General features: G+C 33.4%; 23 protein-coding genes and 1 riboswitch. Of the genes, 12 read left to right on the forward strand and 11 right to left on the reverse strand.

Annotated elements, in window-relative coordinates; all coding sequences use genetic code 11:
- Positions 1–86 precede the first annotated feature (86 nt).
- The 5 genes from thrA to FQU23_RS13925 form a co-directional block, all read right to left on the reverse strand.
- Complete coding sequence (gene thrA / locus FQU23_RS13905; protein WP_147674355.1) at positions 87–3,473, reverse strand: bifunctional aspartate kinase/homoserine dehydrogenase I; 3,387 nt, start codon at positions 3,471–3,473, stop codon at positions 87–89.
- Positions 3,474–3,553: 80 nt separating this feature from the next.
- Positions 3,554–3,661, reverse strand: a riboswitch (SAM riboswitch).
- Positions 3,662–3,838: 177 nt separating this feature from the next.
- Positions 3,839–4,045, reverse strand: a complete 207-nt coding sequence (locus FQU23_RS13910) for a hypothetical protein (RefSeq protein WP_147674356.1) — start codon at positions 4,043–4,045, stop codon at positions 3,839–3,841.
- 521 nt (positions 4,046–4,566) lie between these two features.
- Positions 4,567–5,841 carry an O-acetylhomoserine aminocarboxypropyltransferase/cysteine synthase family protein gene (locus FQU23_RS13915; protein ID WP_147674357.1) on the reverse strand — a complete coding sequence of 425 codons (1,275 nt, stop codon included), beginning with the start codon at positions 5,839–5,841 and terminating at the stop codon, positions 4,567–4,569.
- A gap of 569 nt (positions 5,842–6,410) precedes the next feature.
- On the reverse strand, positions 6,411–6,608 hold the full coding sequence (locus FQU23_RS13920) for a hypothetical protein (RefSeq protein WP_132111814.1): 198 nt from the start codon (positions 6,606–6,608) through the stop codon (positions 6,411–6,413).
- Positions 6,609–6,808: 200 nt separating this feature from the next.
- Positions 6,809–7,114, reverse strand: coding sequence for a hypothetical protein (locus FQU23_RS13925; protein ID WP_147674358.1), 306 nt, complete (start codon positions 7,112–7,114; stop codon positions 6,809–6,811).
- Between the two features lie 569 nt (positions 7,115–7,683).
- On the opposite strand from FQU23_RS13925, the gene metK reads away from it, so the two are divergent.
- From metK to FQU23_RS13945, 4 genes are all read left to right on the forward strand, one after another.
- Positions 7,684–8,934 carry a methionine adenosyltransferase gene (gene metK / locus FQU23_RS13930; RefSeq protein WP_132111810.1) on the forward strand — a complete coding sequence of 417 codons (1,251 nt, stop codon included), beginning with the start codon at positions 7,684–7,686 and terminating at the stop codon, positions 8,932–8,934.
- Between the two features lie 133 nt (positions 8,935–9,067).
- Positions 9,068–9,859 (forward strand): hypothetical protein, encoded by a 792-nt coding sequence (locus FQU23_RS13935; RefSeq protein WP_147674359.1) that lies wholly within the window; start codon positions 9,068–9,070, stop codon positions 9,857–9,859.
- A complete protein-coding gene (locus tag FQU23_RS13940) occupies positions 9,859–10,473 on the forward strand; it encodes a deoxynucleoside kinase (RefSeq protein WP_132111806.1) in 615 nt (204 codons plus the stop codon). Before FQU23_RS13935 ends, FQU23_RS13940 begins: the two co-directional genes overlap by 1 nt.
- Positions 10,474–10,619: 146 nt before the next feature.
- Positions 10,620–10,994, forward strand: coding sequence for a hypothetical protein (locus tag FQU23_RS13945; protein ID WP_147674360.1), 375 nt, complete (start codon positions 10,620–10,622; stop codon positions 10,992–10,994).
- A 122-nt stretch (positions 10,995–11,116) separates the two neighbouring features.
- Here FQU23_RS13945 and FQU23_RS13950 read toward each other — a convergent pair whose 3' ends face one another.
- The 4 genes from FQU23_RS13950 to FQU23_RS13965 form a co-directional block, all read right to left on the reverse strand.
- Positions 11,117–13,474, reverse strand: coding sequence for a sodium-translocating pyrophosphatase (locus FQU23_RS13950; protein WP_147674361.1), 2,358 nt, complete (start codon positions 13,472–13,474; stop codon positions 11,117–11,119).
- Between the two features lie 115 nt (positions 13,475–13,589).
- Positions 13,590–14,120, reverse strand: a complete 531-nt coding sequence (locus tag FQU23_RS13955; RefSeq protein WP_132111802.1) for an inorganic diphosphatase — start codon at positions 14,118–14,120, stop codon at positions 13,590–13,592.
- Positions 14,121–14,492: 372 nt separating this feature from the next.
- Entirely contained in the window at positions 14,493–16,976 is a 2,484-nt protein-coding gene (locus tag FQU23_RS13960) for a DUF5686 and carboxypeptidase-like regulatory domain-containing protein (RefSeq protein ID WP_147674362.1), read from the reverse strand.
- A gap of 69 nt (positions 16,977–17,045) precedes the next feature.
- On the reverse strand, positions 17,046–18,023 hold the full coding sequence (locus FQU23_RS13965) for a pyruvate dehydrogenase complex E1 component subunit beta (protein ID WP_147674363.1): 978 nt from the start codon (positions 18,021–18,023) through the stop codon (positions 17,046–17,048).
- A 289-nt stretch (positions 18,024–18,312) separates the two neighbouring features.
- On the opposite strand from FQU23_RS13965, the gene FQU23_RS13970 reads away from it, so the two are divergent.
- The 4 genes from FQU23_RS13970 (at position 18,313) to FQU23_RS13985 (ending at position 21,799) form a co-directional block, all read left to right on the forward strand.
- The gene (locus tag FQU23_RS13970; protein ID WP_147674364.1) at positions 18,313–19,059 is read left to right on the forward strand and encodes an electron transfer flavoprotein subunit beta/FixA family protein; all 747 of its coding nucleotides are present in this window, start codon (positions 18,313–18,315) and stop codon (positions 19,057–19,059) included.
- An 83-nt stretch (positions 19,060–19,142) separates the two neighbouring features.
- Positions 19,143–20,111 carry an electron transfer flavoprotein subunit alpha/FixB family protein gene (locus FQU23_RS13975; RefSeq protein ID WP_147674365.1) on the forward strand — a complete coding sequence of 323 codons (969 nt, stop codon included), beginning with the start codon at positions 19,143–19,145 and terminating at the stop codon, positions 20,109–20,111.
- A 164-nt stretch (positions 20,112–20,275) separates the two neighbouring features.
- Positions 20,276–20,905: a bifunctional nuclease family protein gene (locus FQU23_RS13980; RefSeq protein ID WP_132111792.1), complete on the forward strand. Its 630-nt coding sequence runs from the start codon at positions 20,276–20,278 to the stop codon at positions 20,903–20,905.
- A gap of 69 nt (positions 20,906–20,974) precedes the next feature.
- Complete coding sequence (locus FQU23_RS13985) at positions 20,975–21,799, forward strand: thymidylate synthase (RefSeq protein WP_147674366.1); 825 nt, start codon at positions 20,975–20,977, stop codon at positions 21,797–21,799.
- A gap of 23 nt (positions 21,800–21,822) precedes the next feature.
- Here FQU23_RS13985 and FQU23_RS13990 read toward each other — a convergent pair whose 3' ends face one another.
- The gene (locus tag FQU23_RS13990) at positions 21,823–22,119 is read right to left on the reverse strand and encodes an isoamylase early set domain-containing protein (RefSeq protein WP_147674367.1); all 297 of its coding nucleotides are present in this window, start codon (positions 22,117–22,119) and stop codon (positions 21,823–21,825) included.
- Between the two features lie 236 nt (positions 22,120–22,355).
- Here FQU23_RS13990 and FQU23_RS13995 point away from each other — a divergent pair, with 236 nt between their 5' ends.
- Positions 22,356–22,688, forward strand: coding sequence for a 2TM domain-containing protein (locus tag FQU23_RS13995; protein WP_147674368.1), 333 nt, complete (start codon positions 22,356–22,358; stop codon positions 22,686–22,688).
- A gap of 10 nt (positions 22,689–22,698) precedes the next feature.
- Positions 22,699–23,181 carry a dihydrofolate reductase gene (locus FQU23_RS14000; protein ID WP_147674369.1) on the forward strand — a complete coding sequence of 161 codons (483 nt, stop codon included), beginning with the start codon at positions 22,699–22,701 and terminating at the stop codon, positions 23,179–23,181.
- A gap of 52 nt (positions 23,182–23,233) precedes the next feature.
- Here the strand turns inward: FQU23_RS14000 and FQU23_RS14005 are convergent, their stop codons facing one another.
- Positions 23,234–23,533, reverse strand: a complete 300-nt coding sequence (locus FQU23_RS14005; protein ID WP_147674370.1) for a hypothetical protein — start codon at positions 23,531–23,533, stop codon at positions 23,234–23,236.
- A gap of 241 nt (positions 23,534–23,774) precedes the next feature.
- Here FQU23_RS14005 and ubiE point away from each other — a divergent pair, with 241 nt between their 5' ends.
- A complete protein-coding gene (gene ubiE / locus FQU23_RS14010; protein ID WP_147674371.1) occupies positions 23,775–24,506 on the forward strand; it encodes a bifunctional demethylmenaquinone methyltransferase/2-methoxy-6-polyprenyl-1,4-benzoquinol methylase UbiE in 732 nt (243 codons plus the stop codon).
- A gap of 24 nt (positions 24,507–24,530) precedes the next feature.
- A complete protein-coding gene (locus FQU23_RS14015) occupies positions 24,531–25,244 on the forward strand; it encodes a porin family protein (protein WP_147674372.1) in 714 nt (237 codons plus the stop codon).
- Positions 25,245–25,254: the final 10 nt, after the last annotated feature.

Genomic DNA, 25,254 nt, shown 5'->3' on the forward strand with positions numbered 1-25,254 from the left:
ACGCGGATGCCGCAGATTTAAAAACGATTGCAACGGATTTTTATTTATTTTATTGAATACTAAAAAACTGACCACTGATCATTTTTCTACCCTCTATCAGACAGCCTCAAAATATCTCCAAAAACTCCTCTGGCAGTAACGGCAGAACCGGCTCCAGCTCCTTGAATTACGATTGGGCGATCTCCATAAGATTCAGTATATATTTCGAAGAAAGAATCAGAACCTTTCAAACCACCTAAAGCAGTATCCGAAGGTACGGAAACTAGTTTTACTTCTAGAATTCCTTTGTCATGTTGTAAATCTCCTGATAGTTCCCCTATGTATCGCAACACGTGATTTGGTTTTTGCTCGCTTTTTATTTTATCGTAAATAGAATCAAATTCTTTTAGCTTCGTTAGGAAATCAGTAGCACTTCCTTCGCGTAAATGCTCTGGAATTAAATTCTGAATATCAACTTCCTCAAACTCGTTTTGCAAGTCTAATTCTCTAGCTAAAATCAGTAATTTTCGACCCACATCATTCCCACATAAATCCTCTCTTGGATCTGGTTCTGTGAATCCGCTATCAATTGCTTCTTTTAATATTTCGCTAAACGGAACATCCTTCGAAGAGAAATGATTAAATAAATAACTTAATGTTCCGGAGAAAACTCCTTTTATTTTGGTGATATTTTCACCAGAAAGATGTAGTAATTTAATAGTATCAATTAACGGCAATCCCGCTCCCACATTAGTTTCATACAAATAATTCTTTTGATTTTTCTCTAAGACACTTCTCAATTCTTTATAAAAACCATAACTCAATGTATTAGCTACTTTATTTGACGAAATTAAATCAAAACTACTATCAACCAGCGGAATGTAATTTTCTACAAAAGTTGCAGATGCGGTATTATCAATAGCTATCAAATTCTCTAAATGATTCTCGTTTGCATAAGCGATAATATCATTTAAAGTGTAACTAACTCCATCCGTTTCAAGCTCTTTTTTCCAGTTTGCATTGATTCCGCTTTTATTAAGCAATACTTTTTTAGAATTGGCAATAGCAAAAACATTAAGCTTTATGTCTTTTCGTTTTTCGATGGAAGCCGCCGACTCTAATATTTGGTTAATTAAAGTTCCTCCCACTAATCCATGTCCGAAAATGGCAATGTTTATTTTCTTGGCTACGCCAAAAATCTCTCCGTGAATAACATTTAATGCTTTATAAAGTTCCGTTTTTTTGACAACTAAACTTACATTTTTACCGGTTACAGTATTGTTGAAAAGAATAGGCACAATTTTGTTTTTTATCAATGCCGTGTAAGGCTTATGAAACGTACTTAAATCTTGTCCAATAATCGAAATCACAGATACATTATCTACAACAGTAATCTTGTTGACATCCTTAGAATAGAAATCGTTTTCAAATTCTTTCTCTAATTCGATCATGGCTTTTGTCGCTTTATCAGCCGCAACAACTAACCCGATTCCTCTTTCAGAAGATCCTTGAGATATGATACTTACACTAATATCATTATCGCCCATAACTTTAAAAATTCGAGCATCAACACCCGTTTTCCCTAATAATCCTCTGCCTTCCAGATTTACTAAAGAGACATTTTCTAATATTGAAAGAGTCTTAATTCCCGCAGCATCAGAGTTAGCAGTGATTAAAGTTCCATTATTTTCATGATTAAAAGTATTCAGAATTCGAAGTGGAATATTTTTTTCTAATAATGGAATTATGGTTTTGGCATGTAAAATATTTGCTCCAAAATTAGCTATTTCATTTGCTTCATTATAAGACAAAGTCTCAATCTTTTTAGCATCTAAAACCAATTCAGGATTGGCAGTGTAGATTCCGTTAACATGAGTGAAGTTTTGTAATTCCTCCGCATTAATATAATTTGCAACTAGCGATGCGCTATAATTACTTCCGTTTCTACCCAAAGTCGTGGTCTCGTGTTTATCATTCGAACCAATAAAACCAGTAATTACCAAAACAACATCTTTGTTATCTTTAAAAATTTGGATGATATTCTTCTTCGAAACAGCGTCTAAAGGTTGTGCGTTACCAAAGTTGGAGTCCGTTATAATTAATTCTCTGGTATCTGCTAGTTTTGCAGGAATACCTCTTTCATTCAATAAAAACACCAATAATTTAGCCGAAAGTACTTCGCCATGCGCTAAAATCTGATCTTGAATCTTCACACTATAATCCCCAATCAAGCTAACACCTTCAAAAAGTTTATCTAATTTATCAAATTCAGTCGAAAAATCAACTGCATCAAAACCATCTTTTTGATAGGTTTTAAAACTTTCTAAAAGTGGTTTGTAATTTCCGCTTTTGGCTGCAATAGTTAGAATATCATCTAGCTCATCCGTTGCTTTTCCTCTTGCCGAAACTACTACTGCAATTTTCTCTTCTCTCTTTATTTTACCCTCAATAATATCCAAAACGGTATTAATCCCTTCACCATTTGCTAAAGATTTACCGCCAAATTTTACTATTTTCATCTGTTTTTTATTTTTGAAAACAACTTCTAATAAATTGTCTAATTGTTCGTATTCCATCAAAAAGGCATCGTGCCCGTGCTGTGAGTCTATCTCACTATAGAATACATTATTTTTAAATTTTTTAATCTCATTGTAAGTTTCTCTATTCTCCTTTGCTGTAAAAAACAAATCCGAATTAATTCCAATTATGTATATATTGGCATCCACTCTTGAAATAACGGTCTCAATAGACTCGTGATTCCGAGTGATATCGATCGTTTTTAAAAGTTGGTTCATCATTTTATATGCCGAAAGCTGAAACCTTTTTTCTAATTTTTCTCCATGATAATTCAACCAACTTTCCACCTGAAACGTTTCTAGTTGTACGTTGATGTCTCTATTAAATTTCTCTTTGAAAGATTCTGGCGTGCGGTAACATAACATGGCGTGAATACGCGCATCTTCAATAGGTTTTATTGAATTATTTAGGATTTTCTCTTGCAAATAACAATTAGCAATCAACCAGTCAGTCGCTTTCCAATCTGTAGCAATGGGAATAAAGTTTTGAGCCAATTTAGGCTCTAATGCCAAAATTTCCCAAGCAATTCCTCCACCAACAGAACCGCCGATGAGCGCGAATAAAGTATCAATCTTTAAAACCCGAAGGCCTTCGATGAAAATCCTAGCGATATCTCTTGCTATAAAATCTCTGTAATTTTCGATAGTAGCCGAATTGAAACCATTACCTGGCACATCAAAAGCGACAATAGTATATTTTCTGGTGTCAATGGTTTTATCTACTCCCACTATATCATTCCACCATCCAGATTCACCAATTACTTGTGAGTTCCCGGTCAAAGCATGATTAATTAAAATAATGGGAGCGGTATGCAATGGAGCGCCAAAAACCTGAAAACTTAAGTTTAGGGTAGCATAAAAAGCACCATTATGTGTGGTGAAGTTTTGTAGGGTTATATTTGTTAGTTTATTTTCCAATTTCAAATCTTTAATGATTTTTGATTTGTATTTGGAAATATTAGAAAGAAAAAACTAGGTAAATACTAGAAAAATTCTTGTTGTTATCTTTCCACGTTTGGCGTGGTAGAATGCAGCACCTTCTTCGATAAATCGAAGGGTTGCTAAGGCTTCACTGGGTCTAATCCCTCGTCCTTTCTTTATAACATTTCAATACGTTTGTGAACTTAATACTGCAAATTAACTACATATTTTTATAACAACCAAACTTTTATGATTCTGATTATTAGCTAAAAATATTTTTAACAAAAAAAACGCAAGAGCTCGCTGAATCAAACAATTCAGAAATTCCTCGCGTGTAAAAAACTATATTGAATAACTTTCAATTAAATAAAAAGTGTATCATTTTCTTTTGAATACATCAAAAGTTGTAATGAGTTGACAACATTTTTAGCTTTTTCTCCGTTTGCAATATTCATCCCTAATCTTGGGTTGATTAGTTCATCGATTGCAATTATATTGTTCCTGCTTTTTTTGCTTCTTATGTTTCTAAGAAATCCCCATACTCTTGAAAGTTTGTTTGTTGCACTCATGATATCTGTATTTAAGTTGTTTGTTTTCTATTATTTTCTCAAAAATCACTATAAAAAAAATCCTTTTGGAAAAAATACCAAAAGGATTAAAGTCATAAAAACTTATACTTTTAGTATCAACAGACCTTCTCGCAAAACATTGCGACAAGGATCTGAATCTTTTTATTTGAAAATATCTTCATTAGCTTTTTCTATTGTGAAATAAAACTTTTTTTAAAAATAAAAGCCTCCCAATTATCTTGGGAGGCTCTTGCTATATTATATTTTTATATAATTTTAATGCAATTACAAGCTCCCGAATTTCTTCGATGCGACTAAAAATTGTTTATAAATATTTAAATTCATTTTTGGTATTTTTCTTCAACAAATATCTCATTTAATTCTATAATTTCCAAATGATTCACATTGATTTAACGATAATTTCATGTGACAAATTGAAAAAATGGTCAATATTAACGTTTGCCACTATTTATATCCAAAAATCATCTTTAGAATTAAATAAAACTTTAAAAATGATCTAACTACAATGAATCAAAAACAGCTTTTAGATCCGCCTTTAAATCTTCAATATCCTCTAACCCGACAGAAAGACGAATTAAATCTTTAGAAACTCCAGAAGTTAATTGCTGCTCTTCTGACAATTGTTGATGCGTTGTGCTAGATGGATGAATAATTAATGATTTTGTATCACCAATATTTGCTAAAAGCGAAAACAATTTTGTGTCATCCGCTACTTTTTTAGCAGCATCAAAACCTCCTTTCAAACCAAAGGTCACTAATCCGTTTTGTCCTTTTGGTAAATACTCTTGTGCTAAATTATAATACTTGCTTGATTTCAATCCTGGATAATTCACCCAAGATACTTGATCTTGCGACTCTAACCATTGCGCTAAAGCCAATCCGTTTTCACTGTGCTTTTTCACACGAATAGATAAGGTTTCTAACCCTTGAATAATTTGGAAAGCATTGAAAGGACTCAAAGCCGCTCCATAATCACGCAATCCTTCGATTCTAACTTTTGCTATATAAGCCGCAGCACCTAACGCATCATGATAAACTAAACCATGGTAACCCGGATTAGGTTCTGTGAATTCAGGAAAACGACCACTACTCCAATCGAAAGTTCCAGCATCAATTATAGCACCACCTAATGAGGTTCCATTACCAGAGATATATTTAGTTAGTGAATGAATTACAATATTTGCTCCATGCGCAATAGGGTTTAACAAAGCAGGTGAAGCAACCGTATTATCAACTACAAACGGCACTTTTAAAGTTTTAGCTACTGCCGCTATCGCTTTTAAGTCCAATACATCTAGTTTAGGATTACCTAAACTTTCTACAAAAATCACTTTGGTATTGTCATTGGCAGCTTTTGCAAAATTTTGCGCATCCGAAGGATCTACGAATGTAGTTGTAATACCTAATCTTGGCAAAGTAGCATTTAGTAGATTGAATGTCCCACCGTACAAACTACTTGAAGCTACAATGTGATCTCCCGTTTTTAACATGGTCAATAAACCTGTTGCAATTGCTGCTGTTCCAGATGCGGTAACAATTGCCGCGATTCCTCCTTCAAGAGCCGCTAAGCGTTGTTCTAAAATATCATTTGTTGGATTATTTAATCTCGTGTAAATAAAACCTGCTTCGGTTAATCCAAATAGATTAGCCGCATGCTCTGAATTATCAAACACATAAGATGATGTTTGGTAAATAGGTACTGCTCTTGTCCCTGCGTGTTTTGTTACATCATGTCCAGCATGTAAGGCATTCGTTTCAAATTTAAATGTGCTCATAATTTTAGTTTTTTAGTTTTATTCTTTTTTATTAAATGAAAAACCCTTTCAGACAGCTATCCAAAAGGGTTTTAAGTTGTATTATAAACTTATACTTTCGGAATCACCTGAAACAAACACACATCATGACTTTTGCACAAATCATTGATTTGGCAACACGTTTATTGATTTGCATAAAATTAAGGTTGATCATTTTTGAATTATTATTTATTATTTAAAAAAATATCTTTGTTCAATTTCAAAAAAAAAAAAAGCTTCCCTTTTTGAGGAAAGCTTTTGCTATATTTAAGATTTAAAATTAAAGCAATAGACTACCCCAGGAATTATCCTGCATGGCTTTCATCTTATTACAAACATTTAAACTCATTCTATTTCTTTTTTTGTTGAAACAAATTTCCTCACAATAATTCATATATCCTAATATATTTTAAAAAATAACAAATAAAAAACATTCTGTTAAAATACCAATAATCAAATATTTCTAATAAAATTCAATCTTATTTTCAATAAAAATTGAATTTCGTCTTTGAATCCTAATTGTTTGTTTTATTTTTAAAACACCTTTCAAATTATATAAACAATATATCATTCTCTTGAGAATACATTTGAAGCAACAATAAGTTTGAAGCACTTTTGGAACCAACAATTTTCGTTTTTTTGGCTTGAATCCTTGGATGAACTATTCTATTTTTTGGCTCGCCCTTCGCCTCGTTTTTTGTCGTAAATTGAAAATTCGACTCTACCGCAGTTGTTTTTAAAGTTTCCATGACACTAATTTTTACTCGTTTTATTTTTCCTTTTAATCTTAATCCGTTATCAGAATTTTAACTGCAGTTATTTTTATTTTCAATAGTTTTCAAAAAGCTTTATCTTTTCTTACGAACAGTAAAAAACAAGAATACTATTTATTTTCGCATGGGAACGTCCTACTAATTCATTTTTCAATGGATTCTCAAAAGTTCTAAAATCACTTAAAAAAAGCGTTAACAACCTTCATATTAATTTTAACCACTCTTCTTACTTGTCGCTCGCTTAACATTTTTTTATTGTACGCTTTAAGAAGCCTTTTTTTAACCGCTTCCCATTTTTCTTTCATATACGGATATAAGGACAATGAACGTAAATCTCCATTTTGAGCCATTAAATAGTGCTTATTATATTCTTTAACGTAATTATTATAGTCGTCTAAACACATATCCCATTTAGAATTTCCAACATTGTGTTTTGCAGTTCCTGTATTTTCCATTACTAAAAACTTTTCGTTTGCGCTCATGATAAAATATTTTATGGTTAATAATTAGTCTTTCTATATCCTAACGTCCATTTGTTGTGCCTAACATTTGGAAGATTTTAACAAATTTAACAAACTGCAGGTAATGAATTAAACTTAGTCGATTAACCGTCATAATATCAGTTAGCTAACATTTTTATCAAATAATAATTCAGAAAAAAGCCGCAAAAAATATTGTATCGAAACAACCTTACCAACAATGCTAAAGTAATCTTATGAATCCAGAGGAAAATAAACAAAATATTATTTCAGTTTTAAGAAATAAATTTCACTAACAATACAGATACTAGCTAGTTCCTTTTTTAAATAAAAAGAATAGCTAACTTCTAATTAAAAAAAAAGTTAAGTTTAATTTGCAATTCAAAATGGTTTCATACCTTTGCACTCAATTACAAGAGGAAAAATTTGAACTGATTGCAACCTCTTCATAATGAAATGAATTCATTATGAATGCTGAAAAATTTTCAGTAGAAAAAATGCTAAAGCAGAAACTCTTCTTTAGTATTTCCCGCAATTATTTTTCCTCCCTTAATATTAAAATACTATTTATTATGGCATATTTATTTACGTCAGAATCTGTAAGTGAAGGACACCCAGACAAAATTGCAGATCAAATTTCAGACGCATTAATTGATAATTTCTTAGCATTCGATGCTGATTCTAAAGTAGCTTGTGAAACATTAGTTACAACTGGACAAGTAATATTAGCTGGTGAAGTAAAATCAAATACCTATCTAGATGTTCAACAAATTGCTCGTGATGTGATCAAAAAAATTGGTTACACTAAGAGCGAATACATGTTTGAAGCCAACTCTTGCGGTATTCTTTCTGCGATTCACGAACAATCTGCAGATATAAACCAAGGTGTTGACAGAGCAAATCCTGAAGATCAAGGAGCTGGTGACCAAGGAATGATGTTTGGTTACGCTACAAATGAAACTGAAAATTTTATGCCTTTGGCACTAGATTTATCTCATAAATTACTGCAGGAATTAGCTATTCTTAGACGTGAAAATAAGGAAATCACTTATTTACGTCCTGATGCTAAATCACAGGTAACATTAGAATACAGCGATGACAACAAACCTACGCGTATTGATGCTATTGTAATTTCGACTCAACATGATGATTTTGATGAAGAATCAATCATGCTTGCCAAAATCAAGAGTGATCTAGTTTCGATTTTGATTCCAAGAATCATTGCAAAGAATCCTGCTCACGCTCATTTATTTAATGATGCTATTCAATACCACATTAACCCAACGGGTAAATTTGTAATTGGAGGACCTCACGGAGATACTGGACTTACAGGTAGAAAGATCATTGTAGACACTTACGGTGGAAAAGGAGCTCACGGTGGTGGTGCTTTCTCTGGAAAAGACCCAAGTAAAGTAGATAGAAGTGCTGCTTATGCTACACGTCATATTGCTAAAAACTTAGTCGCTGCAGGTATTGCTGATGAAATTCTTGTTCAAGTTTCTTACGCTATTGGTGTAGCGAAACCAATGGGAATCTTTATTGATACTTATGGAACATCTAAAGTAAACTTGACAAACGGAGAAATTGCTAAAAAAGTAGAAGCTATCTTCGATATGCGTCCTTATTTTATTGAACAACGTTTAAAACTAAGAAATCCTATCTATAGCGAAACTGCTGCTTACGGACACATGGGACGTACGCCAGAAACTGTTACTAAAACATTCTCTGCTCCAGGCGGACATGAAAAAACAGTTACAGTTGACTTATTTACCTGGGAAAAACTAGATTTTGTTGACCAAGTGAAAACCGCTTTTGGATTGTAATTAGATTCAACTGAATATATCAAAACCAGCTCAATTGAGCTGGTTTTCTATTTAAAAGCAACCTCAACAACGTAGTACGAAGTACTTAGTATCAACTACAATTCTACCGTTTTTTTTGTACTTTGCTTCCATTATGAAAAAGCTGTTTTTATTCTTTTCTCTTCTCTCACTTTCATTTGTCTTTGGACAAAACCAACAAATTTTCGTCAAAAAATTAGATTCTCTTGACATAAAAGCCGATAATTACCTGGGGCAAGATCAATTTGATTTCTACTATTATATAAGGAATAATACTTTATTCAAGTTCAAAGATGCGCAGTCCTTTGAATATAAAAACACTTCTTTTGGAGAAATAACCAAAATCGACATTCAAAACCCGCTAAAAATTACTCTGTTCTATGAAAATTTTAACGCGGTTGTATTACTTGACAACCACTTAAACGAAATCCAACAATTAAATTTTTCAGAAAACAAAAATTCGATACTGGCGTCAGCAACTGGAATTGCAGCGCACAATCAGCTTTGGATTTATAATAGTTTAAATCAACAACTGGGTCTATTTAATTATTTAAAAAACGAATATAAAACGATAAGCACCGCTTTTGCAGAAAATATCAAATACTATCAAACTGATTTTAACTCCTTTTATTGGATAGACAACAAAAACAATTGGTATACGTGCGATATTTTTGGAAGGATAAAAACGAAAGGCAAGATCCCTGATTTTGATGCCATCGAAATTATAAATGAACATCAATTTATTTATTCCAAAAATAACAAGTTGTTTCTTGAAGACTTCGAGAAAAAGCAAAAACATGAGATTGAACTATCAGAAAAAACGTTTAAAAAATTCTATTACAAAGACCAAATTTTATCTATTTTTACATCTAAGGGAATTATGAATTATAAAATCACAACACCGTAATGCACATAGCAGTAGCAGGAAATATTGGATCAGGAAAAACGACTCTAACCCGTTTATTAGCAAAACATTTTAAATGGGAGCCCCATTATGAAGATGTAGTTGACAATCCGTACTTGGATGATTTTTATCACCAAATGGAACGTTGGTCATTTAATTTACAGATTTACTTCTTAAACAGTCGTTTCCGTCAAGTAATTCAAATTCGAGAAAGCGGCAAGAAAATCATTCAAGACAGAACGATTTATGAAGACGCACATATATTTGCACCTAACCTTTATTCGATGGGTTTAATGACCAATCGTGATTTTCAGAATTATTCTTCGCTATTTGAATTAATGGAATCTACTGTAAAAGCGCCTGACTTATTAATTTATTTAAGAAGTTCAATCCCTAATTTAGTGGGGCAAATACATAAAAGAGGTCGCGAGTATGAAAGTTCGATTTCTATTGATTACTTAAGCCGATTAAACGAACGCTACGAGGCTTGGATTCACACCTACGATCGCGGAAAATTGCTAATTATTGATGTAGACAATATTAACTTTGTAGACAATCCTGAAGATTTGGGGACTATTTTAAACAAGATCAACGCTGAGTTAAATGGATTATTTTAAACATAATCTTACCTTCTTAATAAAAAAAAACTAATCATAAAAAAATGTCTCGCTGTTCGAGGCATTTTTATTTTATATATCTTTATGTACCAAGCTCATATTGTAACAAAATCTCTTTTCACCAACATTGGTTTAATTCTAAAGAAATGAAATTAAAAAAAATTAAGTGTAAAATTATTTGCGCCCTATTAACTTTAGGACTGCTATTTCAAAGTTGTGTTGTATACCAAAACCAAACTGTTTCATTAGATGATGCAGTAGCTTCTGACAGAAAAGTATTAATCACCAAAGTAGATGGCGCGGAACTAAAACTCATAAAAATAGAAAAATTAGATGGTAAATATTACGGTCATTTAAAAGTTAAAGGCGGCACTGAAAAAGTCAATATTATTGAAAACGATGTAAAAAACGTTCACTTAAAAAACAAAACTGCCAGTACCATTGGAAATATAGGAATAGTTGTTGGCTCCGGCATGGTACTATTTGCTACATTAATCGTAGTTGCTATTGCTACCTATTGACGATTGAAAAAACACCAATAATATAAAGTGAACTATCGTACTCTGCAATTTTATTTTATGTACCTATAAAAAACGCCTCACTTTCATGAGGCATTTTACATTTATAATAAAACGAATAAATATTATTTTAAAGCGTCAATTTTTGCTTGAACTTCAGCATCAGTCCCTTCGAAGATTTGAGTATCTTCCTTACCGTTTGTTATTGTAGTAACAGTTGCTGTCACTTTACCATCAATATTTGATTTTTCTATAGAAACTTCTTTCGAAATTATTTCAGTTGCTACTGGATTTTCAGAAATGGTGTGACTTCCTTCCCCTAAAATTGGCGCCATTACTAATCCTATTAAACAAGTCAATTTAATCAAGATGTTCATAGAAGGCCCAGAAGTATCCTTAAACGGATCTCCAACTGTATCTCCAGTTACGGCAGCTTTGTGTGCGTCAGACCCTTTATAAGTCATCTCACCGTTAATCAAAACACCAGCTTCAAATGATTTCTTAGCATTATCCCAAGCACCTCCAGCATTATTTTGAAAAACAGCCCAAAGCACACCCGAAACAGTGACTCCAGCCATATAGCCTCCAAGCATTTCTGCGATTAATTGATTATTATCTCCATAAACTATTTTCCCAAGAATTACAATCGCGATAGGAAAACCTATTGTCAAAACTCCAGGTAACATCATTTCGCGCAAAGCAGCTTTAGTAGAAATATCTACACATTTTGCATATTCCGGTTTGCCAGTTCCTTCCATGATTCCCGGAATTTCCTTGAACTGACGTCGAACTTCGTACACCATATCCATCGCGGCTTTACCAACAGAGTTCATCGCTAATGCAGAAAAAACAACCGGTATCATTCCACCCACAAATAACATGGCTAAAACAGGCGCTTTAAAAATATTGATTCCATCGATTCCAGTAAATGTTACATAAGCAGCAAATAATGCTAACGAAGTCAATGCTGCCGAAGCAATTGCAAATCCTTTTCCTGTTGCTGCCGTTGTATTCCCTACAGAATCCAAAATATCAGTACGCATACGTACTTCTTTTGGCAATTCACTCATCTCGGCAATTCCTCCTGCGTTGTCAGATATAGGTCCGAAAGCGTCGATCGCTAACTGCATCGCTGTAGTTGCCATCATAGCCGAAGCAGCCAATGCTACTCCGTAAAATCCTGCAAGTGCATACGAAGTCCAGATTGCGGCAGCGAATAATAAAATTGTTGGAAATGTAGAAATCATTCCTGTTGCTAAACCGGCAATTACGTTAGTTCCTGCTCCAGTGCTTGATTTTTGAACAATAGCCATAACTGGTTTCGTCCCTAATCCTGTATAGTATTCCGTAACAGATGATATAACTGCTCCAACTATCAATCCAACTATCGTAGCATAGAAAACTCTCATAGAAGATATGTCTTGTACGCCTTCGCCAAAGAATTCCATTTTCATATTGGCAGGCAACATATATTGGACTAAGAAATAACAAGCTATTGCTGTCAAACCTATGGAAACCCAATTCCCTATGTTTAAGGCTTTTTGTACTTGTGCTTCTTTTGCATTTTGATCTGTAATTTTAACTAACATAGTTCCGATAATCGAAAACAATATTCCGAAACCTGCAATTGCCATTGGCAATAAAATAGGTCCGATACCTCCAAAAGCATCTTGAATACTTCCTCCCATGTCCTTAATAACATAATTTCCAAGAACCATAGCGGCTAGAACCGTCGCTACGTAAGAACCAAATAAATCAGCTCCCATCCCGGCAACATCTCCAACGTTGTCACCCACGTTATCAGCGATTGTAGCAGGATTTCTTGGGTCATCCTCTGGAATTCCTGCTTCTACTTTTCCTACTAAATCAGCACCAACATCGGCTGCTTTTGTATAAATACCACCTCCCACACGAGCAAACAAGGCAATTGATTCAGCTCCAAGTGAGAAACCAGCTAATGTCTCTAAAACGATTGTCATATCCTCCGTATTACTCCATGTTCCATTCATAAAGAAATGGAAGAAAAAGATAAAGAAGGAAGTCAATCCTAGAACAGCTAAGCCTGCGACACCAAGTCCCATTACGGTACCACCGCCAAAAGAAACTTTAAGTGCTTGTGGTAAACTTGTTCTTGCTGCTTGTGTAGTTCTAACATTTGTTTTGGTTGCTATTTTCATTCCCATATTCCCAGCCAAAGCAGAGAAAAAGGCACCAAAAATAAAGGCAACTACTATTAAAATATGTGTTGTAGGAACAAAATAAGACAGCCCTGCTAAAACTATACTCGCTCCAATAACGAAGAAGGTTAATAATCTATATTCGGCTTTTAAGAAAGCCAATGCACCTTCATATATATAATCTGAAATTTCTTTCATCTTACCATCTCCGGCGTCTTGTTTTAATACCCACGATCTCTTAATCCACATGAACAAAAGTCCAACAATTGCCATGACTATTGGCAAATAAATCATAATTGCATTCATAAATTTGGTTTTTTTGGTTTTGGTTAATAATCAATATAGTACAAAAACGAATTTAAACAAAAAAGCAACACTCTTCACAGAATGTTGCTTTTTTTATAAAATACAGGTTTGTTTATTACTTAATACTAAACAATCCTTCTGGTTTATTCTCAATTTGATCAAAACGCTCGGTACATTTTCTAATGATCTCGTATGCTTCATTTACATCTCCCCAACCACCTACATCTACTGTTTTGTTTTCAAGATCTTTATAAACTTGGAAGAAATGTTCTATTTCTTTTAGTAAATGCGGATTCATATCTGATAAATCATTTAATGAATTCCAAATTGGATCAGAAACTGGTACACAGATTACTTTTTCATCTGGTCCTTTATCATCTGCCATGTGAAAAACCCCAATAGGCTTTACTTCCATAACACATCCAGGAAAAGTTGGTTCATTTACTAAAACCAATACATCTAATGGATCTCCATCTAATGCAAGAGTTTCAGGAATAAATCCATAATCAGCTGGATACATCATTGATGAAAACAACATTCTATCGAAACGCATTCTTTTTATTTCGAAATCGTATTCATATTTATTTCTACTTCCTCTAGGGATTTCGATTAAAACATCGAAAGTGTTTATTTTATCTGCAGTCATTTTATCTTAATGTCTTAAATTTTTATGCGACTGCAAAAGTAGGTTAAAAACACATTGTTTACAAGCATTAATTCGCTTAAAACACAAGAAGTCAAAACCATTACGTTTTATTAATAGAAAATTCATCTTCTACTCCTTCTTAGCTAATAATATCTAAATAAAAAAGCGGCTCCAGAATAACAAATACTCAATTTTTAGGATGTGGCATCGTAGTTTGTTTGCAATAAATATCTAATAATTCTTATTTAATAGTGACTACTTCAATATATTCTAGCAAAAAGGGAGTCAGAAACTTCTTCTAGGAATAAGCTATAACCAAGAGCTGGATTTAACTACAGTTAGCTACAGATACTGAAACAAGTGCAGTCTAAGCTAAAAATAAAAACCGAAAGACCCTTTTACAGAAAATCGCTGTGCATCTGGCGTGTTTAAATAATTTCCTCGCCAAGTGAAATCGATACGGAATACTTTGAAAATATTCCCAATTCCGGCACTATATTCCCAATATACGTTTTCAGGAGCATTGTATTGCAGACCCGAAGCGTTAATTGCTCTATTAGCATCAGAAATAGTTCCGTACACTCCTTTTACTCCTATTATTTCTCTCCAATTCAGTTTTCGCATAAATGGAACTCTGGAGAAAATTCGACCTCCAAAATTGTGGTCCCACTGCGCCGTAGCATATTCATCGGCCACAAACTCGTAGAAATTAAGGTTACTAAAGGTGTTTTCGATAGTAAAATAAGTTTGATTTCCCGGAATCACGCTGATCAAACCTAGAGGAATTGTACCAAAAGTTTTACCCATCTCCACCGTCACATTTGATCTTCCTAATGGCCCAATGATGATGGGTTGTTTATAATACAATTGCAATTTTTCATATTTAAAATCACTATCAAGTAATCCTTTAAATCCATGACTATAGTTTACAAAAAATCGGCTATAAGGACTATCTACATTGTCTCTCTCGACAGCATAGCCAATCGTTTTTCGCTTTGGCGTGTATTCAATCTGAAAACTAACTTCTGATTGTTTCACATCACTTTTTGTAGCTGTTTGCCCTGCATCTGTGTAGTAATCCAAACTAAATGTAGGCGAAGCAGATTCTAATGTTCGATAAGAGAAAGCCGTTTGAAATGTCAGGTTTTTAATGGGTTCGATTTCGACAGCAACATTACTTAAATTGATGTTTGTCAACTTCCCGTTACTCCCTGATGAAAATAAAGAAGACGAGGCAAAACTTCGACCCAAAACATCATTTGTAGTCGTTAAACTCGCGCCAATTTGTTCTACGTCACGTCTATTACCAGCCGAAAGAATAATTCTATTTTTCTTTTCGACCATCCATTTTCCTGAAAGTCCGTATTTGAATTTATCGTCTTTAAATCCGTAAGCAGTATATCCTTGTAATCTCCAAGTATCGCTAGTACCAAAATAAGTTCTACCTCCCGCTCTCAAGCGAACTCCCTCTACTTCATTGTAACCAAAAGTGGAAAAAATAGGTCCATAATCAAAATTTCCATAATTGAGATACCCGCTGGCAAGAACAGTAACTAAGCTTGTAATCTGTTTGAATTTGTTAACCGTTTGCAGCGTGTCCAGCATTCGATACACTCCCAGCTCATCTTTGCTCAGATTCTCATAGCGGTTATCATGCCAATATTGATCTGACTTATTGTATATCGAGTCATTTGCATAAGCAACTTCATCCTTATAAAAAGAAGCTGGTTTTTCTTTATTAAATTCATGATTCCCGTAGAAAGAAGTACGTTTTCCATAAAGTCCTTTGGAGTTTTCTTTTTTATTTAATGCAAAATCTGACATTAAATAATCACGTGTTAAAAGAAAAACAGAATCATTAACAACATCAAATTCCTGTTCTAAATAAATGTCCTTTACCCAGTTAATATTGGCACTTTTTGTAACCGCCATATTAATTTTCTTTATGGCAAATGTGGTGTCATTGACCCAGAAATCACCTTTAAAGGTCAATTCATTCTTACGTCTTGGATAGAAAACGATATTATAACACCATTTTTTATTAATGTAAGCACTGTCTTTCAATACATAATTATAAGTATCAACTCCCGTTGTAGAAAGTGGACTCGTAAAACTCTTATCAAAAAAAGTAAGGTGATTATCATAAACATTATAATCAGAATATAAATCTTTTACAAAAGACAACAATTGCTGATTTCCTTTAAAACCAGAGCTTTTATTGGCTTTTTCTTTTTCTTTTACTTTCTTGAGTTTATTGTCTCCATAAACATCTGACAGGGTTTCGTTTATGAAAATAGGTAAATACGTTTTTCCTGTCACATTTGAAGTATCAACATGATCAAAGATAAATTCCATTCCTCTAAATAGTCTGTTTTTCATAAAAGCACTATCGATTGTGTTCATATCAAACTCGATCTTCTCGTATCTTTCCATTTGGTATTGGTCAAAAAGGTACAAACCATTTTTACGTTTTCTTTCCCATATTTTCCTAAGAATATCTAGCGCTGGGTTGTCCTTTTTTGATGTTTTACCTGTAAAAATCACCACTTCATTCAAGCTTTCGGCTTCTTTCAACAACACATTAAAGTTATAACTAACCGCTTTTTCTAAGGCAATTTCTCGATCTGAAAAACCAACGGAAGTAATTACTAAAGTCGAATATGTTTTAGTAGATTCAATGTAAAAACGCCCATCTTCATTGGCAACAGCCCCCTCTTTAGAATCTTTGAAAGCAACATTTGCAAAAGGAACTGGAAGTCCAGATTTATCCACAACGACACCACTCACTTTTGTTTGCGCAAAAATAGCACTCGTGACAGTTAACAAGAAAACAATAAATAAAAAGCTCTTTTTCATAATTCTATTTAAAACAAAAAGCTCCACCAATCGATTGAATGATGAAGCTTTTATAAAATGTTTAGTGTATTATTTATACATTACTTTTTTTACAGCTTTAATCACATCATCAGCATTAGGCAACCATTCTTTCAACAAGACTGGAGAGTAAGGTGCTGGTGTATCTGCTGTTGTAATTCTTTGAATAGGTGCATCAAGAAAGTCAAAAGCACGCTCTTGTACAATATAAGTGATCTCAGAAGCAACACTTGCAAAAGGCCAAGCCTCTTCAAGAACTACTAATCTATTTGTTTTTTTAACAGAAGTTAAGATAGTATCATAATCCATAGGACGTACAGTTCTTAAGTCGATGATCTCACAAGAAATACCCTCTTTAGCTAATTCGTCAGCAGCAATATGGGCTTCTTTTATTATTTTTCCAAAAGAAACGATAGTTACATCTGTTCCTTCACGTTTAATGTCAGCAACACCAATTGGAATTGTGTATTCTCCATCAGGAACTTCACCTTTATCACCATACATTTGTTCTGACTCCATGAAAATTACAGGATCGTTGTCACGAATAGCTGATTTTAAAAGTCCTTTTGCATCATAAACAGTAGATGGAACAATTACTTTTAGACCTGGAGTGTTAGCAAACCAGTTTTCTAAAGCTTGTGAATGCGTTGCTCCTAATTGTCCTGCCGAAGCTGTTGGACCACGAAAAACAATAGGCACATTAAATTGACCACCTGTCATTTGACGCATTTTGGCAGCATTATTTATTATTTGATCAATTCCAACTAAACAAAAGTTGAAAGTCATGTATTCCACAATCGGTCTGCAACCATTCATCGCTGAACCTACTGCAATTCCAGTAAAACCAAGCTCTGCAATAGGAGTATCAATTACTCTTTTTGCTCCAAACTCGGCAAGCATTCCTTTAGACGCTTTATATGCACCATTATATTCAGCAACCTCTTCACCCATTAAGTAAATGGACTCATCATTACGCATTTCTTCGCTCATCGCTTCGCAAATAGCCTCTCTAAATTGTATCGTTCTCATATCTGATATTGTATCTGTATAATTTTCGAAAGCAAAAATAAATATTTTAAATCACTTTAATGCATAAATTTCTTTAAATTAATTAGATGCTTATTCAAGCTCGAATAGTCTACGGACACTATAACTTCTTCTAGTCTAATGTTAAAAAACTAGATGACAATAAAGACTCACCTACTACATGGTCTACGAAAACGAAATAGTTAACTAAAATTTATATGCACGCATAGTATATTATTCGAATTATTATTCTAATTTTGTAGAAGACTATTAGAAAATAAAAACCAATCCTATGAAAATATTAGTTTGCATCAGTCACGTTCCTGATACTACTTCAAAAATTAATTTTACCAATGGCGATTCAGAATTTGATACCAATGGAGTACAATATGTAATAAATCCAAATGATGAATTTGGCCTAACCCGCGCCATATGGTTTCAAGAACAACAAGGAGCAGCAGTAACTGTTGTGAATGTTGGAGGACCTGAAACCGAACCTACTTTAAGAAAAGCACTAGCTATAGGAGCAAACGAAGCGATTCGTGTCAACGCAACACCTACTGATGGTTTTTTCGTAGCTAAACAACTTGCCGAAGTTATTAAAAATGGTGATTACGATCTTGTTATCGCAGGAAAAGAGTCTTTAGATTATAATGGCGGAATGGTTCCTGGAATGATTGCAGGTATCTTAGGTTACAATTTCATTAATTCTTGTACAGGAATTACCGTTGACGGAACTGCTGTAAAAACAGTTCGCGAGATTGATGGTGGAAAAGAAACAGCATCTACTTCACTTCCATTAATTATTGGTGGTCAAAAAGGATTAGTAGAAGAAAAAGATTTGCGTATTCCAAACATGAGAGGAATCATGACTGCTAGATCCAAAGCATTAACTATTGTAGAACCAGTAGGCGCTCCAGTTAATACTAAAGCAGTAAAGTTTGAAAAACCAGCACCTAGATCAGCGGTGAAATTAATTTCCCCAGATAACTTAGATGAATTAATCGACTTATTACACAACGAAGCGAAAGTAATATAATTTTAAATTATGAATTTAAAATTGTGAATTAACGTTCTCAAATACATTTAAAATTTATAATTCAACATTTAAAATAAAAAAACATGTCAATATTAATATATGCAGAATCTACAGAAGGAAAATTTAAAAAAGTAGCCTTTGAATTAGCTTCTTATGCAAAAAAAGTAGCCGAATCTCTCGGAACAACTGTAACAGCAGTAACAGTAAACGCTGGTGATGTTTCCGAATTATCTAAATACGGAGTAGACAAAGTATTAAATGTAACCAACACTAAATTAGCAGGCTTTACTGCTAAAGCGTATGCTGACGTTATCAAACAAGCAGCACAAAAAGAAAGCGCTAAAGTAGTTTTACTTTCATCAACAACTGACAGTATTTACCTTTCATCACTTGTTGCTGTAGCCTTAGAAGCTGGTTTCGCATCAAATGTTGTAGGATTGCCAGTTAGCACTTCTCCTTTTCAAGTAAAAAGAAATGCATTTTCAAATAAAGCGTTCAATATTACTGAAATCAGTACTGACGTAAAAGTTCTTGGCCTTGCTAAGAACTCTTATGGTATTTCTGAAAACCCATCTACTTTAACAGAAGAAGATTTTAATCCAACTATTGGAGAAAATGACTTTGGCGTAAAAGTAGAATCAGTAGAAAAAGTATCTGGAAAAGTATCAATCGCTGATGCTGACATCGTAGTTTCAGCAGGTCGTGGCTTAAAAGGACCAGAAAACTGGGGAATGATTGAAGAGTTAGCAACTGTACTTGGTGCAGCAACAGCTTGTTCTAAACCAGTTTCTGATTTAGGATGGAGACCTCACGGAGAACACGTGGGTCAAACAGGAAAACCAGTAGCAACTAACTTATATATTGCAATTGGAATTTCTGGAGCAATCCAACATATTGCTGGAATTAGTTCTTCTAAAGTAAAAGTGGTAATCAACAATGATCCAGAAGCACCTTTTTTCAAAGTAGCTGATTACGGGATTGTAGGTGACGCTTTTGAAATTGTACCTAAACTAATTGAGAAATTTAAAGCATTTAAGGCGCAACAGTCTTAATTTAAAATTCTCTAGTAATTATAGCTGCCTGAAAACAAGTTAATCGTACCTTTGTTTTCAGGCAGTTTTTTTGTCTGTCATTTTTTTATTAAAATTGCACCAAAATTTCAAACCAAATATTAAATCTTTAAATTAGGTACTTTGTACTTTTCATTTCAGTAAATATGAGCTTAGTTAAATTATCGATAAAAGGAATTTCATACAGCCAAACACAAAATGGAGCATACGCTCTAATTTTGAACGAAGTTGATGGCGAAAGAAAACTACCAATTGTCATAGGCGCTTTTGAAGCACAATCTATTGCAATAGCCTTAGAAAAAGAAATTAAGCCCCCTCGTCCCTTAACCCACGATTTATTTAAAAATTTCGCAGAGCGATTTGACATTACTGTTAAACAAGTAATCATTCATAAACTTGTGGACGGAGTATTTTATTCTAGCATTATTTGCGAAAGAGATAAAATTGAAGAAATAATAGACGCCCGCACTTCTGATGCGATAGCACTGGCATTGCGATTTAACGCACCTATCTTTACTTATAAAAACATCTTAGACAAGGCTGGTATTTATCTAAAAGCAAACTCACAAGAAACAGATAAAGACTCACAAGAAATAGATGACATTCTTTCAAACCCTGAAACTTTTGGCAATGAAAAAGAAAGCAATCAATCTGGCCGAGTTTATATTAAATACAGTCTTCAAGAATTAAGTGAATTACTTGATCAGGCCGTTCAACACGAGGATTATGAGAAAGCAGCAAAAATAAGAGACGAAATTTCTAAAAGAGAATCTTAGTTTTCAACCCTAATTTAGGTTGTTTGTGAATTCAACACCCAATTATCAATTTTCCAAATAAACATATCAATGAAGCAATATTTAGACTTAGTGCAGCACGTTATGGACAACGGTTGTCAAAAAGGAGATCGCACGGGAACAGGAACAAAAAGTGTTTTCGGACATCAAATGCGTTTTGACTTAAGCGAAGGTTTCCCAATGGTAACTACTAAGAAATTACACTTCAAATCGATTGTTTATGAATTGCTTTGGTTCTTAAAAGGAGACACAAATATTAAATATCTTCAAGAAAACGGAGTGAAAATCTGGGATGCTTGGGCTGATGCCAATGGCGATCTAGGACCTGTTTATGGTCATCAATGGCGCAACTGGAACAGTGAAGAAATCGACCAAATATCAGATTTAATTACAGAGTTAAAAACAAATCCTAACAGCCGTAGAATGCTTGTTTCTGCTTGGAATCCATCTGTACTTCCAGACACTACAAAATCATTTGAAGAAAATGTAGCCAACAATAAAGCAGCATTACCGCCATGCCACGCATTCTTTCAGTTCTATGTAGCCGATGGAAAACTATCTTGTCAATTATACCAACGCAGTGCTGATATATTTTTAGGAGTACCTTTTAATATTGCATCTTATGCCTTGCTTACTATGATGATTGCTCAGGTTTGTGATCTAGAAGTAGGTGAATTTATTCATACTTTTGGAGATGCTCACATTTACAACAATCATATTGAACAGCTGCAACTTCAATTATCCAGAGAGCCAAAATCATTACCCAAAATGATATTGAATCCAGATATCAAAGACATATTCAAATTTGAATTTGATGATTTTAAGCTACAAGGATACGAACCGCATGCTCTTATAAAAGGAAATGTGGCTGTATAAAAATTGAAAAATGTTTTAGAGATTTAAATCTCTAAAACACTATTTTCGGCGCCAGCAAATTCATTCCACTTAAAAGAATCAGCTTCAGTTTCATTTACAAAAGCACCGTCAATTAAATATTTAAATTCATAAGAGGTATCTTTGTCTAGATCAAAAACGCCTTTGAAAGTTCCGTTTTTCAATTTATTCAAAGCACCTTCTTTAGGATTCCAATTGTTAAAATCTCCTACAACTGCAACTTCATCGGCTTCTTTTACAGCTACTGAAAAAGTAACTTTACAAACCGGTTTTGTCTTTATAAATTGTTTTTTAATAGCCATAACACTTTCATTTTTAATATTATAAGACAAAGAAAGTGAATAATACAAAGACTGCAACAAAACTATAAAGTTTTAATAAAATGCAACAAACTATGTTAAAAAAAAGCTATTTCATTAATTAAACTATGCTTTACTTTTATTAAATAAAAAAGAAATCGTTTTCTTAATAAATATAACACAGGCTAAATACGAACTTTCCAAATTAAATTTTATCTTTATCATCAAAAATTCAACTTATGGAAAGAGAGCAACATGAACTATATGAATATGCCCGAAAAAGATTAAAACAAAAAAAAGGGTTGTATTTTCATTTTGTCCTACTATTTTTAGTTAGTTTATTTTTGTTTGTAGCAACCAAGCTATTTAATTTTGGAATAGATTCTAATTGGTACATGTATGCAATTACGGCTTGGCTTTTTATTTTTCTTTTACATTTCATTAAGGTGTTCATAACGGATCGATTTATGAATAAAAATTGGGAGAGAGATCAAATTGACAGGCTGGCAGCCTTACAAGCTAAAAAAATAGCTGAATTACAATCAAATATCGAAGAAGAATCTTCAAATTAAGCACTACCACATGATTATAATGATTGCGGCGGCATCCGAAAATAATGCACTTGGAAAAAACAATGAATTAGTTTGGCATTTACCCAATGATTTTAAGAGATTTAAAAGTCAAACTTCAGGACATCATATCATTATGGGGAGAAAAACATTTGAAAGTTTTCCAAAACCACTACCTAACAGAACACATATTGTAATAACGCGCCAAGAAAATTATAATCCCGAAGGTTGTATTGTAGTCAACAGTATGGAGAAAGCGTTAGAAAAATGCCCTTCAAACGAAGCGATATTCATCATTGGAGGAGGAGAAATTTATAATTTAGGGCTTCCTTTTTCAGACAAGATCGAACTTACTCGAGTTCATTACACCTTTGAAGCAGATGCTTTTTTTCCAGAAATTGATCCGAGAGACTGGGAATTAGTAAATTCTGAATTCCAACCAAAAGACGACAAACACCTATTTGATTATAGTTATCAAACTTATGTTCGAAAATAAAAAACACTCCAATTAAAAGGAGTGTTTTTCTTGTAATGATTGAGAAAATGATCTACTCTTGAAACAGTATTTGATAACATAATACAAAAATAACCAATGTTAAAAACACTCCAGAAACGAAGATTATAACATTTGATGTTTTTTGAGAATACATCTCAAAAAAGCCTTTAACACCAAATACCACAAAGGTACTAAAGACAAAAAAAACTAAAATTTCCAAAAACAAATTCAGCCCTAAGAACGTGTGCTGCGCAATTACTTCACTACCGCTTTTAATGACGGCACCGTCAAAACCGCTTACAAGAACAAGTGATATGATTAGCGCAAGAAGCAACCACTTGATTTGGACCATAAATTCCCTTTTAATCATTGAAAAATTATTATAATTTTATACTGTAAAAATGGGCATAAAAAAGATATCACACAATACCCACTTTTAGTGATATTTCAATTAATATAAAAAACTGTATTATTAAAGTCATTTCTATAGAAATCAGGCCAAAACTCTTCTAATTATTTTTTTATTACTATTTTGACATCTAGAATACAGTTCAAAATAGATTGTATTATATTTGTAAAAACTTAAACAAAAAATGTCAAAAAACATAACTCCATATAAAAATTCTACCTTAGGTAAAAAAGAACAGGTTGCAAAAATGTTTGATACCATTTCTGGAAATTACGACAACTTAAATCGTGTCATTTCTTTTGGAATAGATATAAAGTGGCGCAAAAAAGTATTAGATATTGTTGCAAAATCAAATCCTGAAACCATATTAGATATCGCAACAGGAACCGGAGACTTAGCTATTTTGATGGCACAGACTAAGGCTACAAAAATTATTGGCTTAGACATATCAGCAGGAATGCTTGAAGTAGGCGTAAAAAAAATCGCTGACAAAAAACTATCTAATACTATAGAAATGGTTTTAGGAGATTCTGAAAACATGCCTTTTGAAGATAATTATTTTGACGCTATAACAGTTGCCTTTGGTGTTCGAAATTTCGAGACACTTGAAAAAGGATTGAAAGAAATATTACGAGTTTTAAAACCAAACGGCGTTTTTGTAATATTAGAAACCTCTGTTCCTGACAAAACTCCTTATAAACAAGGATATAATTTTTACAGCAAAAACATACTTCCTATCATTGGTAAATTATTCTCCAAAGACGATGTGGCTTATGAATATTTATCAGAATCGGCGGCGGCATTTCCTTACGGGGAAGCTTTAAACAATATTTTGAGAAAAATTGGGTTTATAGATGTAAAGGCACTTCCGCAAACGTTTGGAGTAGCTACTATTTATTCGGCATCTAAGAACTAATACTGAAGCATATTCAGTCCAAACATGAAAAAAATTGTTGTCTTACTTTTACTTCTTCTGTCCATTAAAGGAAACTCACAGTTTAAAAAAAGCATGTTTGGGCAAGATCCTATAATTAATTTAGAAAATTTTCAAAAGCAAAGAGTTTACTACGGCTATTTTTTAGGATTTAACTCCTTCGATTTCAAATTTGACTATAAAACGGTAGGTCCAGATATTTTGGTTAAAAAAACCACTGGATTTAATGTGGGAATCGTAGGTGATTTAAAACTTCAGGAATATATAAATCTAAGATTTGAACCTGGGCTTTATTACACCAAAAGAGATCTCTATTTCCCAGAATCTGCGGAAATCGACACTCCTACTGATGTTTTGAGAGAGGTAAACAGCACTTATATTCATTTTCCTCTATTACTGAAATTTTCGTCCCTTAGAACCGGTAACATCCGTCCGTATCTTGTTGGTGGGGTTTCTGCTACTTTAAATCTATCGAGTAATTCGAAAGCAATCGATGATAATTACGAACAAAAATTCAGAGTAAAACCTTGGACAACAAATTATGAAGTAGGTTTTGGGATCGATATTTTTTCAGAATATTTCATATTCTCTCCTTCGATTAGAGGTGTTTTTGGAATTGGCGATGAATTGATTCGAGACAATGACGTAAATAGTCCTTGGACCGGAGACATTCAATCACTAAAAACCAGAGCGGTCTTGATTAACTTTACCTTTCATTAGGTAGCAAGTT

The organism is Flavobacterium sp. XN-5, assembly GCF_008033395.2.
GTDB lineage: Bacteria > Bacteroidota > Bacteroidia > Flavobacteriales > Flavobacteriaceae > Flavobacterium > Flavobacterium hiemivividum.

Bases quoted from the DNA above. Each gene is read 5' to 3' on its own strand.
- FQU23_RS13965 (WP_147674363.1), bottom strand. From the start codon at position 18,023: ATGAGAACGATACAATTTAGAGAGGCTATTTGCGAAGCGATGAGCGAA.
- FQU23_RS14005 (WP_147674370.1), bottom strand. From the start codon at position 23,533: ATGGTCCAAATCAAGTGGTTGCTTCTTGCGCTAATCATATCACTTGTT.
- FQU23_RS13920 (WP_132111814.1), bottom strand. From the start codon at position 6,608: ATGGAAACTTTAAAAACAACTGCGGTAGAGTCGAATTTTCAATTTACG.
- FQU23_RS13985 (WP_147674366.1), top strand. From the start codon at position 20,975: ATGAAGCAATATTTAGACTTAGTGCAGCACGTTATGGACAACGGTTGT.
- FQU23_RS13955 (WP_132111802.1), bottom strand. From the start codon at position 14,120: ATGACTGCAGATAAAATAAACACTTTCGATGTTTTAATCGAAATCCCT.
- FQU23_RS13945 (WP_147674360.1), top strand. From the start codon at position 10,620: ATGAAATTAAAAAAAATTAAGTGTAAAATTATTTGCGCCCTATTAACT.
- FQU23_RS13935 (WP_147674359.1), top strand. From the start codon at position 9,068: ATGAAAAAGCTGTTTTTATTCTTTTCTCTTCTCTCACTTTCATTTGTC.
- FQU23_RS13995 (WP_147674368.1), top strand. From the start codon at position 22,356: ATGGAAAGAGAGCAACATGAACTATATGAATATGCCCGAAAAAGATTA.
- FQU23_RS14000 (WP_147674369.1), top strand. From the start codon at position 22,699: ATGATTATAATGATTGCGGCGGCATCCGAAAATAATGCACTTGGAAAA.
- FQU23_RS13925 (WP_147674358.1), bottom strand. From the start codon at position 7,114: ATGAGCGCAAACGAAAAGTTTTTAGTAATGGAAAATACAGGAACTGCA.
- FQU23_RS13970 (WP_147674364.1), top strand. From the start codon at position 18,313: ATGAAAATATTAGTTTGCATCAGTCACGTTCCTGATACTACTTCAAAA.
- FQU23_RS13990 (WP_147674367.1), bottom strand. From the start codon at position 22,119: ATGGCTATTAAAAAACAATTTATAAAGACAAAACCGGTTTGTAAAGTT.
- FQU23_RS13975 (WP_147674365.1), top strand. From the start codon at position 19,143: ATGTCAATATTAATATATGCAGAATCTACAGAAGGAAAATTTAAAAAA.
- FQU23_RS13950 (WP_147674361.1), bottom strand. From the start codon at position 13,474: ATGAATGCAATTATGATTTATTTGCCAATAGTCATGGCAATTGTTGGA.
- FQU23_RS13915 (WP_147674357.1), bottom strand. From the start codon at position 5,841: ATGAGCACATTTAAATTTGAAACGAATGCCTTACATGCTGGACATGAT.
- FQU23_RS14015 (WP_147674372.1), top strand. From the start codon at position 24,531: ATGAAAAAAATTGTTGTCTTACTTTTACTTCTTCTGTCCATTAAAGGA.
- FQU23_RS13910 (WP_147674356.1), bottom strand. From the start codon at position 4,045: ATGAGTGCAACAAACAAACTTTCAAGAGTATGGGGATTTCTTAGAAAC.
- FQU23_RS13940 (WP_132111806.1), top strand. From the start codon at position 9,859: ATGCACATAGCAGTAGCAGGAAATATTGGATCAGGAAAAACGACTCTA.
- metK (WP_132111810.1), top strand. From the start codon at position 7,684: ATGGCATATTTATTTACGTCAGAATCTGTAAGTGAAGGACACCCAGAC.
- FQU23_RS13960 (WP_147674362.1), bottom strand. From the start codon at position 16,976: ATGAAAAAGAGCTTTTTATTTATTGTTTTCTTGTTAACTGTCACGAGT.
- FQU23_RS13980 (WP_132111792.1), top strand. From the start codon at position 20,276: ATGAGCTTAGTTAAATTATCGATAAAAGGAATTTCATACAGCCAAACA.
- ubiE (WP_147674371.1), top strand. From the start codon at position 23,775: ATGTCAAAAAACATAACTCCATATAAAAATTCTACCTTAGGTAAAAAA.